This is a genomic window from Agrobacterium sp. ST15.16.024, from assembly GCF_027956545.1.
GTDB classification, from domain to species: domain Bacteria; phylum Pseudomonadota; class Alphaproteobacteria; order Rhizobiales; family Rhizobiaceae; genus Agrobacterium; species Agrobacterium cucumeris.
Genome location: NZ_JAQKGO010000001.1, coordinates 694616 through 710697, shown reverse-complemented (window position 1 = coordinate 710697; position 16082 = coordinate 694616). Strand labels below are relative to the sequence as shown.

Genomic DNA, 16082 nt, shown 5'->3' with positions numbered 1-16082 from the left:
TAGCGGTTTTTGCAGGCGGGAAAAAGCAATGGCGAATATTCTAGATCCCTTAGCCGCTTATGCGTTCCCCGTGTCCGGCACAGGCAAGCTATGAGCCCGGCGGGACCGACCCTTGCGGGTGAGCCGGTTGAGCTTGACGCGGACATGGTCTAAAAGCCCGGCATCACTTTTTCCAGGCACATTCGATACAGGGAGCGCCCATGAGCGGCTTCGACCTCATTATTTTCGACTGCGACGGCGTTCTGGTCGATTCCGAAATCATCGCGGCGCAGGTGGAATCCCGCCTTCTGACCGAGGCCGGTTATCCGATCTCCGTCGAAGAAATGGGCGAGCGCTTTGCCGGCATGACCTGGAAGAACATTCTTCTGCAGGTGGAAAGCGAAGCCAGCATTCCGCTCTCCGCGTCGCTGCTCGACAAGTCTGAAAAGCTGCTCGACATGCGGCTGGAACGCGACGTGAAGATCATCGAGGGTGTTAAATTCGCGCTGTCGCGCCTGACGACACCGCGCTGCATCTGCTCGAACTCTTCCAGCCACCGCCTCGACATGATGCTGACGAAAGTCGGCCTGAAGCCCTATTTCGCGCCGCATATCTATTCTGCCAAGGACCTCGGCGCCGACCGCGTGAAGCCGAAGCCCGACATCTTCCTGCATGGTGCCACCCAGTTCGGCGTCTCGCCCGATCGCGCGGTCGTCATCGAGGATTCCGTACACGGCATCCATGGCGCGAGGGCCGCAGGCATGCGCGTCATCGGCTTTACTGGCGCATCCCACACCTATCCGAGCCACGCCGACCGGCTGACCGATGCCGGCGCGGAAACGGTGATTTCGCGCATGCAGGACCTGCCCGCCGTGATTGCGGCAATGGCGGAGTGGGAAGGCGCTTTCTGAGTTGTGAAAGCGCTTCTTTCATGATCTGAATAGCTACATTGATCTTTTAATAAATGTAGCTACATTAATTCATGAAAGTCATATGGGACGAGCCCAAGAGGCTCGCCAATATCGAGAAGCACGGCTTCGACTTTGCAGATATCGATGGCTTTGACTGGGAGAACGCCATCATCGAGAAAAGCCAGGCCGGATCGGGAAGTTCGCGCTTCAAGGCGATAGGACATTTCCGGAACGGGACTGTGGCCGTTATTTTTGCGACTGTCGGAACAGAAGCGATATCCATCATCAGCTTCCGTTGGGCGAGTTCCCAGGAAAGAAGGATGCTGCCATGGCCAAAGCTGCAAAACTGAAAGAATTCAAACCCGGACGCGGCTATACCGAAGCGGACTGGAACGCGGTCGATTTCCCGGAAATGACGGAAGAGGAACTTTCAAATATGCGCCCCGCGCGCGACGTTCTTCCCCCCGCCTTCTTCGAGGCCGTCGACGAGTACCGAAAGTCACGTGGTCGCCCTGCGCTTGATAAGCCCAAAAAACAGGTGACTTTACGTCTCGATGAGGACGTGCTGGAGAGTTTCCGCGAGGGCGGCAGAGGGTGGCAGAGCCGCATCAATGACGCGCTACGAAAGGCTGCTGGAATTTAACCCCATATTCTGTTCAAGGCCGGAGCCTGCAAAAGCAGCCTCCGGTTTTTTTCATCTAGCCCGTCAAATCACCGGCGCCTGGTCTTTGCCTTGGCGCTCTCGCCGCCGAAGCCGATATAGACGTTGACCGACTTCGGTGCGCCGCCCGGTCCATTGGGAATGGCGACGTGGTCATTGTTGAAGATGAACTGCGTGCCGGCGGCGCCTGCCGGGACATCGATGGCGAAATTGGTCGTTTCGCCGTAGATTTCGCCATCACCGTCCTTCACCGTCACGCGGATCGGAACTGTGACGCGGCCGGGCTTGGCCAAGGGGCCGGGAACGAGACGGCCCTGGGCCAGCACGTTCACTGTCAGCGTCGTTTCGTTTGCGGTGCAGGAGCGCGTCGTATCTGACAGCGAGACCTGATAGGCAAGCTTCTGCGGATCATCCTTGGCGCCGCCGGCATAAACGCGGTGGACGGCGCTGGCGTCGAGAACCGTGACCGTCGGGCAGTTGGCCTGCACCACGGGGGCAACGGCATTGGCCTGCGCCGCCGGAGGGTTGACGGCAAGCGAGTCCGCTGGATTGGAGGAATTGCACCCTGCAACGACGGCCAGAAGCGACATCGCGGCGGACAAACGCAAGAAATTCCCTGACACTCTTCTAATTCCCTCTCCATTGTCCCGGAACCGAACCGGAGACGCTGTTTATTGACCTTTCACGCAGGTTGGCGATGGTCTATAGCAGCGACGCCGGAAAAAATCGATTGGCATGTTCGGTTTTGCTTGAATTTTCAAAAAAGCCCTTCATTACCTCGCCAATCGCCTCATTTCCGTGAGACGCTGCTGGAAAAGATGCCGAAGATCGGCGACGGACATACCGGTTAAGGACAAGGCCGGTTAAGGACAGGGGACTATCTCGTGAAATATGTATCGACCCGGGGTGCGGCCCCTTCGCTTGGTTTCTGCGACGCGCTTCTGGCGGGCCTTGGCCGTGACGGCGGGCTTTACGTGCCCCGCGAATGGCCTTCCATGACGAAGAAGGAAATCCGCAACCTGCGCGGCAAATCCTATCAGGACGTCGCGTTCGAGGTTCTCTATCGCTTCACCGGCGGCGAAATTCCGGCCGACAAGTTCAGGGCGATGATCGATGACGCCTATTCGACGTTCCGCCATCCGGCCGTCGTGCCGCTGACGCAGACCGGCCCGAACACTTTCGTGCTGGAGCTTTTCCACGGCACCACGCTCGCCTTCAAGGACGTGGCGATGCAGCTTCTCGCCCGCCTGATGGACTATACGCTGACTGAGCGCGGCGAACGCGCCACCATCGTCGGCGCGACGTCCGGCGACACTGGTGGCGCTGCGATCGACGCCTTTGCCGGCCGCGAGCGCACTGACATCTTCATCCTTTTCCCGAACGGCAAGGTCTCGCCGGTGCAGCAACGCCAGATGACGACCTCCACCGCTTCCAACGTGCATGCGCTGGCGATTAACGGCAATTTCGACGATTGCCAGACGCTGGTCAAAGAAATGTTCAACGACGTGAAGTTCCGCGACGGCGTGAAGCTTTCCGGCGTCAACTCCATCAACTGGGCGCGCATCATGGCGCAGGTGGTCTATTATTTCACCGCATCGCTGTCGCTCGGCGGCCCTGACCGCAAGGTGTCCTTCACCGTTCCGACCGGCAATTTCGGCGATATCTTTGCGGGCTACGTCGCCAAGAAGATGGGCCTGCCGATCGACAAGCTGGTCATCGCCACCAATGACAACGACATTCTGGCGCGCACCCTGAAGACCGGCCGTTACGAGATGCGCGGCGTCAAGCCCACCACCTCGCCTTCGATGGACATCCAGATCTCGTCCAACTTCGAACGCCTGCTGTTTGAAGCCTATGACCGCGATTCCGCGGCGGTGAAGGCATCGATGGACGGTCTGAAGCAGTCCGGCGCGTTTGAAATTCCGCCGAAGGCACTGAAATTCATCAAGAAGGACTTCCGCGCCGGCCGCGCCACCGAAAAGCAGGTGGCGGCAACCATCCGCGAGACGCTTGAGAAAACCGGATACCTGATCGACCCGCATACGGCGACCGGTGTTTTCGTGGCGGAAAAGCACGAAAAAGCGGGAAGCCCGATGGTGGTTCTGTCTACCGCCCACCCGGCTAAATTCCCGGCCGCTGTAAAATCCGCTTGCGCAATCGACCCGGCGCTTCCAGTATGGCTAGCTGACATTATGAACCGGGAGGAGCGTTTCGACATTCTGGACGCAGAGCTGAAAGCCGTGGAAACCTTCATCGGCCAACATGCACGCGCCGGCAAATAGAGACGCGGAAAGACGTTGAGTATGAGAGTTAATGTGACCCGGCTTTCGTCCGGGTTGACCGTTGTGACGGAAAGAATGCCGCATCTCGAAAGCGTTGCTCTTGGGGTGTGGATCAAATCCGGGTCCCGCAACGAGACGACTGCCGAACACGGCATCGCCCATCTACTCGAGCATATGGCGTTCAAGGGCACGGCGCGGCGCACCGCCCGGCAGATCGCCGAAGAGATCGAAAATGTCGGCGGCGAAGTCAACGCCGCGACATCGACGGAAACCACCTCCTACTACGCCCGCGTCCTCAAGGACCATGTTCCTCTCGCCGTCGATATCCTTGCCGACATCCTGACGGAATCGCTCTTTGACGAAGAGGAACTGGAGCGGGAGAAAAACGTCATCCTCCAGGAGATCGGCGCTGCGACCGATACGCCCGATGACGTTATCTTCGACAATTTCTCCGGTGTCGCCTATCGCGACCAGACGATCGGCCGGCCGATCCTCGGCACGCCTGATACCGTACAATCCTTCACGACAGGCCAGATCAGGCATTATCTCGCCCGCAATTACACGACGGATCGCATCTTCGTCGTCGCGGCCGGTGCTGTCGATCACGAAAGCTTCGTCAAGCAGGTGGAAGAACGTTTCGCCTCGCTGCCGCAGCTGCCCATTGCCACGCCGGTCATGGAAAAAGCGATCTATACCGGTGGCGAAATCCGCGAAACCCGCGATCTCATGGACGCGCAGGTGCTGCTGGGCTTCGAGGGCAAGGCCTATCACGCCCGCGATTTTTATTGCTCGCAGATCCTTGCCAATATTCTCGGCGGCGGCATGTCCTCCCGCCTGTTCCAGGAAGTACGCGAATATCGCGGTCTCTGCTATTCGGTCTATGCGTTCCATTGGGGCTTTTCCGATACCGGCATCTTCGGCGTGCATGCGGCCACCGGCGCCAACGACCTGCCGGAACTGGTGCCCGTCATTCTCGATGAGCTACGCAAATCGTCGCAGACCATCCATCAGGAAGAAATCGACCGCGCCCGGGCGCAGATCCGCGCGCAACTGCTGATGGGGCAGGAAAGCCCGGCCGCCCGTGCCGGCCAGATGGCCCGGCAGATGATGCTTTACGGCCGGCCCATTCCCAATGAGGAGATGATGGAGCGCCTCGGCGACATCACGCGTGAGCGCCTGACCGATCTTGCGGGACGGCTGTTTTTCGATACAGTTCCAACATTGTCCGCAATTGGCCCGCTTGAACATCTGCCGCCTCTTTCAGACATCACTGCCGCGCTTTCTGCGCAGCAGCCTGCAAGGATAAAGGCGAACGGCTGAGACATGGCGGTTTCTTCCGCACAGGGATGGTGAATGCTGCGTTTTCTTTCCCGACATAACGACACGCCTGAACTGCGCAGCGCCGACCATCTTCTCAGACTGCCGCGCTACAGCGATTTCAAGCAATGGCATGTGCTGCGCTCCGAAAGCCGGCAGTTTCTTCAGCCCTGGGAACCCACCTGGCGCCCTGATGAACTGACCGAAGGCTCCTTTCGGATGCGCGTGGTGCGCAACGGGCAGGAGTTTTCCTCCGGCACCGCCGTCTCGTTCCTGCTGTTCGAAAAAGAGACCCTGCTCGTCGGCGGCATCACCATTGGTTATATCCGCCGGGGTGCCGCGCAGAGCTGCATGATCGGCTATTGGACGGGCGAACGGCACGCGGCACGAGGCCATATGTCTGCCGCATTAAAATTGGTAATACCATACATCTTCAACGGACTTCAGTTGCACCGTATCGAGGCAGCCTGTATTCCGGAAAACTTCAAAAGCATCCGGCTTCTCGAAAATGCCGGTTTCCAGCGGGAAGGCCTCTTGCGGGAATATCTGAAAATCAATGGCCAATGGCGGGATCATATGATGTTTTCCCTTCTTGCCGACAAGCAAAGCTCCGGCGGAACGAAGTACGATACATGACCTACATTCACCATGAGCCATGCCTCACGAAACGTCTGGCGGCAATCGCGCTGGCCGTGCCGTTTTTCCTGCTGTTTCTGCTTTTCTCCTCCTATTCCTATGCCTTCGAGCCGGTGAAAATTTCCCGTGACGACACGGCGCTTGATCTGACTGCCACCACCGATATCTATGCCAATCAGGGCGAAGCCTTTCAGGTCTCGACCGCGCCCGGCCCCGACGGCATCCGCCGCCGTATCGAGGTGCGCGCCAGTTCCACCGACCACCAGGGCGACTGGGCGGTTTTCGCGCTCGCCAACGTGTCAGAAGAGCAGCTGGAGCGCGTCATCGTCGCCCCGCATTTCCGCCTCGTGAATTCCAAGCTGTTCTGGCCCGATCTCGGCTCGCAGCGCATCATGGCGATCACGCCGAGTGAGGGCTTTGCGCTTGACCGGCAACCGAGCCCCGACGCCGACGTGTTCCGCATCACGCTCAACCCCGGCTCCGTCATCACCTTCGTTGCCGAGCTTTCCACGCCGCAGCTGCCGCAGCTCTATCTGTGGGAACCGGAAGCCTACAAGGACACGATCAACGCCTTTACGCTCTATCGCGGCATCGTGCTTGGCATTGCCGGCCTGCTGGCCGTGCTTTTGACCATCCTTTTCGTGGTCAAGGGTACTTCGGTCCTGCCGGCCTCCGCAGCACTCGCCTGGGCGGTTCTGGCCTATATCTGCGTCGATTTCGGCTTTCTCGAAAAGCTCATCACGGTCACCTCAAGCGATCAGCGAATATGGAGGGCGGGCGCGGAAGTCGCGCTCGCCTCCAGCTTTGTGGTCTTCCTCTTCACCTATCTCAATCTCAACCGATGGCATGCGCATCTGGGTTATGCGACCTTTGCCTGGGTGGTGGGTCTGGCGCTGCTGTTTGGCGTTGCCATTTACGATCCCTCGGTCGCATCAGGCATTGCCCGCGTATCTTTCGCGCTGACGGCGACCGCCGGCATCGCGCTCATCATCTATCTCGGTTTCAACAAATATGACCGGGCCATCTTGCTGGTCCCCTCCTGGGCGTTGATCCTCGTCTGGCTGTTCGGCAGCTGGCTGACGGTGACGGGGCAACTGGACAACGACATCGTGCAGCCGGCGCTCGGCGGCGGGCTGGTGCTGATCGTGCTTCTGATCGGCTTTACCGTCATCCAGCACGCCTTTGCCGGCAGCGCCTATCAGCAGGGTCTGTTCTCCGACCTCGAACGCCAGTCGCTGGCCCTTACGGGTAGCGGCGATACCGTCTGGGACTGGGATGTGACGCGTGACCGCATCGTCACCACGCCTGACATTTCCAACCGGCTGGGGCTCGAACCCGGCACCATGCATGGTGCGGCGCGCAACTGGCTGCCGCGCCTGCACCCTGATGATCGCGACCGGTTTAAGGCGACACTCGACGTGCTGCTCGACCATCGCAAGGGCCGTCTCAACCACGAATTCCGCATTCGCGCCGAAGACGGACATTTCCACTGGCTGCAAATCCGCGCCCGTCCGGTTCTCGGCTCCAACGGCGAAATCATCCGCTGCGTCGGCACCATCACCGATATTACCGAGCAGAAGAATTCGGTCGAGCGGCTGTTGCAGGATGCGATGAACGACAATCTGACCGGGCTTCCGAACCGGCAGGTCTTCCTTGACCGCCTGCAATCGATCCTCAATCTCTCGCCCGATAGCGAGGGCGTACGCCCGACCGTGATGGCGATCGATATCGACCGTTACAAGCTGGTCAACGATACGCTGGGCATCGCCGCCGGCGACAATATTCTCATCGCGCTGACGCGGCGTCTGCGCCGGCTGCTGAAACCGCAGGATACGCTGGCGCGTCTTGGTGGTGATGAATTCGGCCTTATCCTGACCTCGGAGCGCGATCCGCAGCGGGTCGCCGATTTTGCCGATGCGGTGAACAAGGCGATCATGGTGCCGATCAATTTCGCCAACCGCGAAATCATCCTCACCGCCTCCATCGGCCTCGTCTCGTGGATCGACCAGCAGGAAAGTGCGGCCGGTCTGCTCAGCGATGCGGAGCTGGCCATGTACCGCGCCAAGCGCGCCGGCGGCAACCGCGTCGAGCCTTTCCGCCCCGCCTTCCGCACGTCAGGCACCGATCGGTTGCAGATGGAAAGCGACCTTCGCCGCGCCATCGAGCGCAAGGAGCTGTCGCTTGCCTATCAGCCGATCGTCAAGCTTGATGACGGTGAGCTGGCCGGTTTTGAAGCCCTGATGCGCTGGGAACACCCCAAGCGCGGCAATATTCCGCCAAGCGAATTCATCCCCATCGCGGAAGCCTCCGGCCTGATCGAGCCGCTCGGCATGTTCGCGCTGGAACGGGCGGCAACCGACCTGATGGACTGGCAACATGCCATCGAGAAGATGCCGATCTTCATCTCCGTCAATATTTCCAGCGCGCAATTGCTGAACAACGAATTGTATAACGACGTGCGCGGCATGCTGACCCGCACGCGCTGCAATCCGCAGCAGCTGAAGCTGGAACTGACGGAATCCGTCGTCATGGAAAACCCGGAACAGGCGCGGCTTGTGCTTTCCAAGCTGAAGGAAACCGGCCTGAGCCTCGCCATGGACGATTTCGGCACCGGCTATTCGTCACTCGCCTATCTGACCCGTTTCCCCTTCGACACCATCAAGCTCGACAAGGCGCTGGTGGCCAATACCAGCGACAAACGCAATGTGCTCCTGCGCTCCGTCATCGCCATGGCTCGGGCGCTCGACATGCAGGTGGTTGCGGAAGGCATCGAAACGCCTGAAGATGCGGCCGAGCTTTCCCGCATGAACTGCCACTTCGGCCAGAGTTTCCTGTTCGGCACCCCGGTCTCGGGCGATGCGGCGCTGAAGCTGCTGCGGGAGCGGTTCCAGCCGACGAAGCGGGCTTCGTAAACTTCGAGGGCGATTGTTATGCCCTCTCACCCACACACGGCGTCATTCCGGCCTTGAGCCGGAATCCAGCCAACGGGCGTCTGCCCGGCGGAAAGGCTCCTTTCAGCCCAAGGACTTGGGCTGGCTGGATACCGGCTCAAGGCCGGTATGACGGGAGAAGGAAACGATGCTTCCCCTGATCAGGACTCTCCGCCTCCAGGCATTCACTGCACTGCCGAATTCTGCCCTGCCATCGGCGCTTCATCCGCCGCCACCTTCCCATGCAGCAGGTCGTGAATGAACTCCATTTTCGCCACCACCGGCGGTGTCAGCACGAAGGGGTAGAGGTCGGCCTCCCCCATGCTGCGCTGGATGGAATTGATGGCGACACTGAGGGGAATCCACGCCTTGACCAGCTGTGCGGCGCTGCGGGCATTGTAAGGATCAAACGTCACCTCGGCCGCCATTTCCTCATGTCCATCAGGATCGATTGCGACGCCGAAGGCGCGGGCGGTCTCAAGCGTATCGACGATATGCAGGTAATGGGCGAAACATTCGGCGAAATCTTCCCAGGGGTGGACTGAGGCGTAAGAGCTTATGAAGCTTTCCTGCCAGTCGGGACTTGGTCCCCCATCGTAATTGCGTTGCAGCGCCGCGCCATAATCCTCGCGGTCATCGCCAAACACTGCGCGGCAGGCCTCCAGCCGGTTCGCATCACGCACCAGCTTGTTCCAGATGAAATGCCCGACCTCGTGGCGGAAATGGCCAAGCAGGGTGCGATAGGGCTCATTCATGTTGGCGCGCACCTGCTCGCGCGTTACATCGTCGGCTTCCGCCGCGCGGATTGCGATCAGGCCTTCATCATGACCGGTCATCGCCGGAATAACCGAACCATCGGGCGCCACCTCATCGACCAGAAAGTCGAAGACAAGTCCGCCGGCCGGATCAACATCACGGTTGGGATGTGGCAGGCCGAGCCGCAGGATCGAATAAAACAGGTGCCTCTGCGCCTGGCTGATTCGGCGCCACTGTTCGATCCCCTGCTCCGTCGCAATGTCGGGCACCAGACGATTATGGCTGCACGCCGGGCAGAAGGCGCTGTCGCTTTCCGCCGGTACCGACCAGTTGCAGATGTCATTCACTTCATTGGCGCAGAAACGTACCTGTTTTTGCGGCTCCGCGACGATCTGCCAGTTCGGTTCGCCGGCCGGCGCCAGCGCTTCCATGGAAAGGCGCTCCGGCACGAAAGCAAGGCGATGGCCGCAGGAAACGCAGAAACGATTGTCGAAATGGACCGGCTGGCCGCAGGATGCGCAGGAGAAAAGTCTCATTGATGAAACCCTTGCGATGGATCAGTTGAACGAAGGAAAACATACGATGTCAGCATGAACGGCGTAACAACCCGTCGTTCCGGCATCCCATACGACAAGAGCGCATGTGCGGTAACACATGCGCTCCAAGCGCCGCATCGTTTGAGAGGCGGAAGATCGTCAGGCGTTATTACATCCGGTCAACGGCGCCCTTGACGGCATCCTTGGCTTTGCCGACGCTCTTCTGTACCTTGCCCTTGGTTTCCTGGGCGGCACCCTTGGCGCGCAGCTCGTTATTGCCGGTGGCTTCGCCGACGCTCTTCTTGACCTTGCCAGCAACTTCGTTTGCCGTACCGGAAATCTTGTCTGATGTGCTACCCATCTTACTGCTCCCTAGTTGAGCCGTACTGTCTGTCCGGCTTTCCGGGTGAGTAACGTGAGGGGGCAGGATTTGGTTCCCACCTATAATGATAAGTGGGAGGCAGAAAATATACGCTCGCCAAATTCCGGCGTTCCTGGTTTACGCGTGGCCGGCATCGGTGGAGAGCATGCGGGCATCAACGCCCATCAGGGCCAGCGCCCGCTCATATTTATTATCCAGCCCGCGGTCGAAAATCAGTTCTTCCGCCGCCGGGCAGTTCAGCCAGCCATTATTGGCGATCTCGTTTTCCAGCTGGCCGGGTCCCCAGCCGGCGTAACCGAGCAGCATGGTTGCCTTTTGCGGGCCACGGCCGTTGGATATGGCACGGACGATATCCAGCGTCGCCGTTAGCGAAATATCGTCGCTGACCGGAATACTGGATTCGCTCAAATAATCATCGGAATGCAGCACGAAACCGCGGCCCGATTCGACCGGGCCGCCGCACTGGATCGGAAATTCGCGGGTGCGGTTGGGCAGCATGATGGCGTCGTTGCTGTCCACCAGTTTCAGATGCAGCAGAATGTCCGTAAACGTGATCTGCTGCGGCCGGTTGATGATGAAGCCCATGGCGCCGGCATCCGAATGGGCACAGATATAGATCACCGCACGGGCAAAATTACCGTCGTCCAGCCCCGGCATCGCCATGAGGAACTGACCGTCGAGAAAGCCACGTTCGCGTTTGTCCATCAGGGTTGAAAAGCTCACCGGCGCCTCCAGCAGACCGAATTCCGTGATTGAACGGAAAACGGCGTTCGCACTTCGACAAGGGACAGGATGCGGCATAGCGTGCCATCAATCAACCGAAAATGATGAACCCCACGAATTCGTAACTGGTCGGCCGGGCAATGTTGGGTTAGACGGGAAGCATGAGCGCCAGGACATTCTTCCGATTTTCACATCTTCGTTTCGCGGCCCTGTTTGCCGCTCTCCTCGGCGGCGCGCAAGCCGCCCGGGCCGAAATTACCGATTGGGCCAGGAGCGAAGGCGGCCAGATGCGCGTGGCAAGCCTTGCCATGGATGCGGACGGCGTGGTGCGCGGCGTGTTGCAGATCGAGCCGAAGGACGGCTGGATAACCTATTGGCGCGAGCCGGGCGAAGCCGGCATACCGCCGCAAATCACGCTTGATCCGGCAAGCGGTGTTACGCTCACCACCATGGCCTATCCCGTTCCCAAGCTCATCGAAAATGGCGACATCACCGATATCGGCTACGACCATGCCGTCAGCCTGCCTTTTCAGCTGAAAGCCACCGACCCGGCGGCCAGCGGAAAGATCAACCTCACCGCCTTTATCGGCGTATGCCAGAATATCTGCATTCCCTTCGAGGCGACATTCTCGATCGACCGTGGCAATGCGGGTGACGACGATGGCGAGGAGCGGCGTCTGCTGGAGGAAGCCCGCGAAACGCTGCCCGAAGCCGCCTCCGACGATTTCAAGGTCATCGATTTCCACATCACGCCCGACAAGACCATGCTCGGCGTACAGCTGCAATTGCCGGAAAACGCGCCGAAGGAAACCGAGATCTTCATCGCCGGCCCCTCTGGCTTTGCCTATTACGAGCCGCAGAACATGGTGCGCGACAAGCGCAAGCTGTCCTTCTACATGAACATCAAGGGCCTGCCGAAAACCTATCAGGTGCCCGGCAACAGCTGGCCCATTCTGGTCAAATCCGGGGATCGGGCGATGGAGACGATGCTGAATTTTCCAAAGCCCTGAGCGCTTCTTGTGTTGTCCCCGAACCGGTGGCTCAACTCTGGAAATAACCTCGAAAACCGCATGACAGATTTCATTTCCGTGCTCTGGAGCACGTCTGAACGGAGTTGTCCGGACGTGCTCTATTTCTTTGTTTTATTGCATTATCCGGACGTAAAACCGCTACGCACTTTTACTGGAAATGCTCTATAGTCGCGCCAACCGAACGACCACAGGAGCATGGACATGACCATCAAGATCGGCGAAAAACTGCCTTCCGCAACCTTCAAGGAAAAGACGGCCGACGGCCCGGTGGAAACCACCACGGACGCGCTTTTCGGCGGCAAGAAGGTCGTTCTTTTCGCCGTACCCGGCGCTTTCACCCCCACCTGCTCGCTGAACCACCTGCCGGGCTACCTCGAAAACCGCGACGCCATTCTCGCCAAGGGCGTGGATGACATTGCCGTGATCGCCGTCAATGACTGGCACGTCATGGGCGCATGGGCGCAATCCTCCGGCGGCCAGGGCAAGATCCACTTCCTCGCCGACTGGGACGCGGCCTTCACCAAGGCGCTCGGCCTCGATGCCGACCTTTCCGGCGGCGGGCTCGGCGTGCGCTCCAAGCGTTATTCGATGCTGGTTGAAGACGGTGTGGTGAAGTCGCTCAACGTGGAAGAAAATCCCGGTCAAGCGACGGTTTCCGCTGCTGCGGCGATGATCGAGCAGCTTTAAGGGCGGCTCTGGCGCTCTGTCCGTGACATTGAGTTCTTCACCCCATCCTCCGTCATGCCGGACTTGATCCGGCATCCAGCCACGGCGCGTCTGCGCCGTGGAAGAGTTTTTTTCAGCCCAAGGACTTGGGCTGGCTGGACCCCGGATCTAGTCCGGGGTGACGGTGTGCTTGATGATGCAAGATCGCCAGACACACCACATTGCTTTTCGCCATAAAAACGAAACAGCGGCCCCGCCGCCCTCTCAAACATTCATATCAAACACCAGAAGACCGGCCAGACCGCCATCGGTGAGCGACACCAGGCGCTCCCCCACTTCCACATGCTGCGGATGGGCGAGATAGTCGTCGCGGGCCTCGGGGCTTTCCAGCGTCACGATGAAGCCGTCGACAAAACCGCCGTTCAGGCCTTCGGGCGAGACATTCTGGCCGTATTTCACATCGATTATGCCGGGTATCACGTCCTTCAGGGCAGCAATCGCCTCGAATATCGCGTGTTTTTCAGAGGATGCCGTCGCAGCCTTGAAGCGTAGAAATACACAATGCAGGATCATCCGGATTCCTCTCCTCCGCTGGACGCAACGCAGGCGCCCTTGACGACAAGATAAGTCGGGTTTCTGTTTTCACAACCCCGATAAATGCGGCCCAGACCAAATCAGCCCGGACTGAGCCGAGGGGCAATAAAGCAGGCCTGCGTTACCGGCGTTTGAAGGGCTCCATGCCCTTGCGCGCCAATTCGTCGGCGCGCTCGTTTTCCGGGTGGCCGGCATGGCCCTTCACCCAGTGCAGGGTAACCTTGTGACGCTCCTGTGCCGCTTCAAGCGCCTGCCATAGTTCGACATTTTTGACAGGCTTGTTATCGGCGGTCTTCCAGCCCTTCTTTTTCCAGCCGAAAATCCACTTGGTAATACCGTCTTTGACATAGGCGCTGTCGGTATAAAGATCGACCTCGCAGGGACTTTTCAGCGCATTGAGTGCCGAAATCGCCGCCAGCAGCTCCATGCGGTTATTGGTGGTCTCGGCCTCGCCACCGGACAGTTCCTTCTCCACCTCGCCATAACGCAGCACGGCGCCCCAGCCACCCGGACCGGGATTACCGGAGCAGGCGCCATCGGTGAAAATATCGACATGTTTCATTCGCCCGCCAGCCCATATTCGGCGACATTGGCGATCGAGCGGTGGAACCGCAGCTTGCGCAGATATTCCAGCGGGTCTTTCTTCACCACCAGCGCGCCTTCCGGCGTCGTCAGCCAGTCGTAAAGCCGCGTCAGGAAGAAGCGCAGCGCCGAACCGCGCGCCAGCAGCGGAAGCGCTTCCAGTTCCGCCTCGCTCATCGGCCGCACCGACTGGTAACCTTCCAACAGCGCCTTGCCCTTGGTGACGTTATAGGCGCCATCCTTTTCGAAGCACCAGGCATTGAGGCAGATCGACACGTCATAAGCGAGCAGGTCATTGCAGGCGAAATAAAAATCGATCAGGCCGGAGAGTTCGTCGCCGAGGAAAAATACATTGTCCTGAAACAGATCCGCATGGATGACGCCGGCCGGCAGATCCTTCGGCCAATGGGCGGCGAGATAATCGATCTCCGGACGAATCTCGTCCCTAAGGCCCTTCTCCACCTCGTCGGCGCGATCTTCGGATTTGTCCCACAGCACCTTCCAGCCTTCAACGGAGAGTGCGTTGGGGCGCGTGATTTCGAACCCCTCACCCGCCAGATGCATGGCGGCCAGCGCCTTGCCGACTTCGCGGCAATGTCTGGCTTCCGGCTTTCTTAGCCACATGCCTTCAAGGAAGGAAATCAGCGCCGCCGGCCGGCCCGACAATTCGCCCAGCAATTCGCCATCCCTGCGCGGCAGGGGCAAGGGGCAGGACAGGCCCTTGGCGGCCAGATGCTGCATGAGGCCGAGGAAAAACGGCAGATCGTTTTTTTCCACCCGCTTCTCATAAAGCGTCAGGATCAGCGGTTCCTTGGTGGTGTGCAGGAGGAAATTGGAGTTTTCGACACCTTCGGCAATGCCCTTGTAAGAAGTGAGGCTGCCGGTGTCGTACTGCGTGAGGAAATTCCTCAGATCATCTTCGGTGATATCAGTATAAACTGCCAATTTAAAAATCTCTTGATGAAGGATGGAATGAGAATCCCGGGGGTGGGAATGACGGATGCAAGGTGAGAAGCGCTCACCTCGCCATCACCCTGTTCTAGGCACCGGCGGCGGTCTTCGGCGGCAGCGCATTGCTGGCATTACCGTTGACGAACGCCATGTCATCCGTCGTCAGCTCGATGCTGCGCAGCTCGCGGTTGACGAGGAAATGTTCCGTTTCCTCAACCGTCACGGCAAGATCGAGCGTGGTGTCGAACCGTGCCTTGAAGGCCTCGATGATTTCATCGACGATAACTTCAGGTGCGGATGCGCCAGCCGAAAGACCAACGGTGCGGATATCGCCGATCGCATCCCAGTCGATTTCCGCCGCCCGCTGCACCAGCACGGAGTGCTTTGCCCCGGCCCGCAGCGCCACTTCCACCAGCCGCTTGGAATTGGAGGAATTGGGTGCGCCGACAACGATGAACAGGTCGCAGCCGGGTGCTGCCTGTTTCACCGCATCCTGACGGTTGGTGGTTGCGTAACAGATGCTGTCGGCGGCAGGCGCCTGAATGGCGGGGAACCGTTCCTGCAGACGGGCAATGACGCCGGCGGTATCATCGACCGACAGCGTCGTCTGGGTGACGAAACCGAGATTTTCACGGTCCACCGGTTCATATGTGCCAGCGTCTTCCACCGTTTCGACCAGCGAGACGGTACCTTCGGGCAGCTGGCCCATGGTGCCGATGACTTCAGGGTGACCGGCATGGCCGATCAGCACCACATGGCGGCCAAGGCGCTGGTGGCGCATGGCCTGCTTGTGAACCTTGGAGACCAGCGGGCATGTGGCATCGAGATAAAACAGGTTACGCGCCTGCGCATCCTCAGGCACGGATTTCGGCACACCATGGGCGGAAAAAACCACCGGCTGTTCGCGATGTTCGGCAGGGATTTCATGCAGTTCCTCGACGAAAACCGCGCCCTTGGCTTCCAGCCCTTCCACCACATAGCGATTATGCACGATTTCGTGGCGGACATAAACCGGCGCACCATAGGCCTTCAGCGCCAGCACGACGATCTGGATCGCCCTGTCCACGCCCGCGCAAAAGCCGCGCGGTCCGCACAGCCTTATCGTCAAAGGGGGTTTGGAAACGGCGATGTTCATTCGTGCTCCT

At 59.4% G+C, this 16082-nt stretch carries 17 protein-coding genes; 9 read left to right on the top strand and 8 right to left on the bottom strand.

The window, feature by feature from the left end:
• The first annotated feature begins 200 nt into the window (after positions 1-200).
• From PL640_RS03445 to PL640_RS03435, 3 genes are all read left to right on the top strand, one after another.
• Positions 201-890 (top strand): HAD family hydrolase, encoded by a 690-nt coding sequence (locus PL640_RS03445; protein WP_142839244.1) that lies wholly within the window; start codon positions 201-203, stop codon positions 888-890.
• A 71-nt stretch (positions 891-961) separates the two neighbouring features.
• Complete coding sequence (locus PL640_RS03440; RefSeq protein WP_142839243.1) at positions 962-1240, top strand: BrnT family toxin; 279 nt, start codon at positions 962-964, stop codon at positions 1238-1240.
• Positions 1219-1533 carry a BrnA antitoxin family protein gene (locus tag PL640_RS03435; protein ID WP_271360791.1) on the top strand — a complete coding sequence of 105 codons (315 nt, stop codon included), beginning with the start codon at positions 1219-1221 and terminating at the stop codon, positions 1531-1533. Before PL640_RS03440 ends, PL640_RS03435 begins: the two co-directional genes overlap by 22 nt.
• Positions 1534-1601: 68 nt before the next feature.
• Here the strand turns inward: PL640_RS03435 and PL640_RS03430 are convergent, their stop codons facing one another.
• Positions 1602-2141 carry a PilZ domain-containing protein gene (locus PL640_RS03430; RefSeq protein ID WP_269698851.1) on the bottom strand — a complete coding sequence of 180 codons (540 nt, stop codon included), beginning with the start codon at positions 2139-2141 and terminating at the stop codon, positions 1602-1604.
• 294 nt (positions 2142-2435) lie between these two features.
• Between PL640_RS03430 and thrC the strand changes: the two genes are divergently transcribed.
• From thrC to PL640_RS03410, 4 genes are read left to right on the top strand one after another with little or no spacing between them, the layout of a single operon-like run.
• A complete protein-coding gene (gene thrC / locus PL640_RS03425; RefSeq protein ID WP_142839240.1) occupies positions 2436-3833 on the top strand; it encodes a threonine synthase in 1398 nt (465 codons plus the stop codon).
• Positions 3834-3854: 21 nt separating this feature from the next.
• Positions 3855-5153, top strand: a complete 1299-nt coding sequence (locus PL640_RS03420) for a M16 family metallopeptidase (RefSeq protein WP_269698853.1) — start codon at positions 3855-3857, stop codon at positions 5151-5153.
• Positions 5154-5186: 33 nt separating this feature from the next.
• Positions 5187-5786, top strand: coding sequence for a GNAT family N-acetyltransferase (locus PL640_RS03415; protein ID WP_142839239.1), 600 nt, complete (start codon positions 5187-5189; stop codon positions 5784-5786).
• Positions 5783-8698 (top strand): sensor domain-containing phosphodiesterase, encoded by a 2916-nt coding sequence (locus PL640_RS03410; protein WP_142839238.1) that lies wholly within the window; start codon positions 5783-5785, stop codon positions 8696-8698. The genes PL640_RS03415 and PL640_RS03410 overlap by 4 nt, the downstream gene beginning before the upstream one ends.
• A gap of 203 nt (positions 8699-8901) precedes the next feature.
• On the opposite strand, the gene PL640_RS03405 is transcribed toward PL640_RS03410, so the two are convergent.
• The 3 genes from PL640_RS03405 to PL640_RS03395 all read right to left on the bottom strand — a co-directional run bounded on the left by PL640_RS03405 (position 8902) and on the right by PL640_RS03395 (position 11113).
• Positions 8902-10008, bottom strand: a complete 1107-nt coding sequence (locus tag PL640_RS03405; RefSeq protein WP_271360790.1) for a zinc-binding metallopeptidase family protein — start codon at positions 10006-10008, stop codon at positions 8902-8904.
• A 169-nt stretch (positions 10009-10177) separates the two neighbouring features.
• Entirely contained in the window at positions 10178-10369 is a 192-nt protein-coding gene (locus PL640_RS03400; RefSeq protein ID WP_046798516.1) for a CsbD family protein, read from the bottom strand.
• A gap of 138 nt (positions 10370-10507) precedes the next feature.
• Entirely contained in the window at positions 10508-11113 is a 606-nt protein-coding gene (locus tag PL640_RS03395) for a YqgE/AlgH family protein (protein ID WP_142839235.1), read from the bottom strand.
• 161 nt (positions 11114-11274) lie between these two features.
• Here PL640_RS03395 and PL640_RS03390 point away from each other — a divergent pair, with 161 nt between their 5' ends.
• Together PL640_RS03390 and PL640_RS03385 are read left to right on the top strand one after the other, a co-directional pair.
• Positions 11275-12123, top strand: a complete 849-nt coding sequence (locus PL640_RS03390; protein WP_271360789.1) for a protein-disulfide reductase DsbD domain-containing protein — start codon at positions 11275-11277, stop codon at positions 12121-12123.
• A 222-nt stretch (positions 12124-12345) separates the two neighbouring features.
• Entirely contained in the window at positions 12346-12831 is a 486-nt protein-coding gene (locus tag PL640_RS03385) for a peroxiredoxin (protein WP_149898739.1), read from the top strand.
• Between the two features lie 243 nt (positions 12832-13074).
• Here the strand turns inward: PL640_RS03385 and PL640_RS03380 are convergent, their stop codons facing one another.
• The 4 genes from PL640_RS03380 to ispH all read right to left on the bottom strand — a co-directional run bounded on the left by PL640_RS03380 (position 13075) and on the right by ispH (position 16072).
• Positions 13075-13383, bottom strand: coding sequence for a Dabb family protein (locus tag PL640_RS03380; RefSeq protein WP_142839232.1), 309 nt, complete (start codon positions 13381-13383; stop codon positions 13075-13077).
• 142 nt (positions 13384-13525) lie between these two features.
• A complete protein-coding gene (gene rnhA, locus PL640_RS03375) occupies positions 13526-13966 on the bottom strand; it encodes a ribonuclease HI (protein WP_003494262.1) in 441 nt (146 codons plus the stop codon).
• The gene (locus PL640_RS03370; protein ID WP_269698551.1) at positions 13963-14931 is read right to left on the bottom strand and encodes a homoserine kinase; all 969 of its coding nucleotides are present in this window, start codon (positions 14929-14931) and stop codon (positions 13963-13965) included. Before PL640_RS03370 ends, rnhA begins: the two co-directional genes overlap by 4 nt.
• A 94-nt stretch (positions 14932-15025) precedes the next feature.
• The gene (gene ispH / locus PL640_RS03365) at positions 15026-16072 is read right to left on the bottom strand and encodes a 4-hydroxy-3-methylbut-2-enyl diphosphate reductase (RefSeq protein WP_137037217.1); all 1047 of its coding nucleotides are present in this window, start codon (positions 16070-16072) and stop codon (positions 15026-15028) included.
• Positions 16073-16082 lie beyond the last annotated feature (10 nt).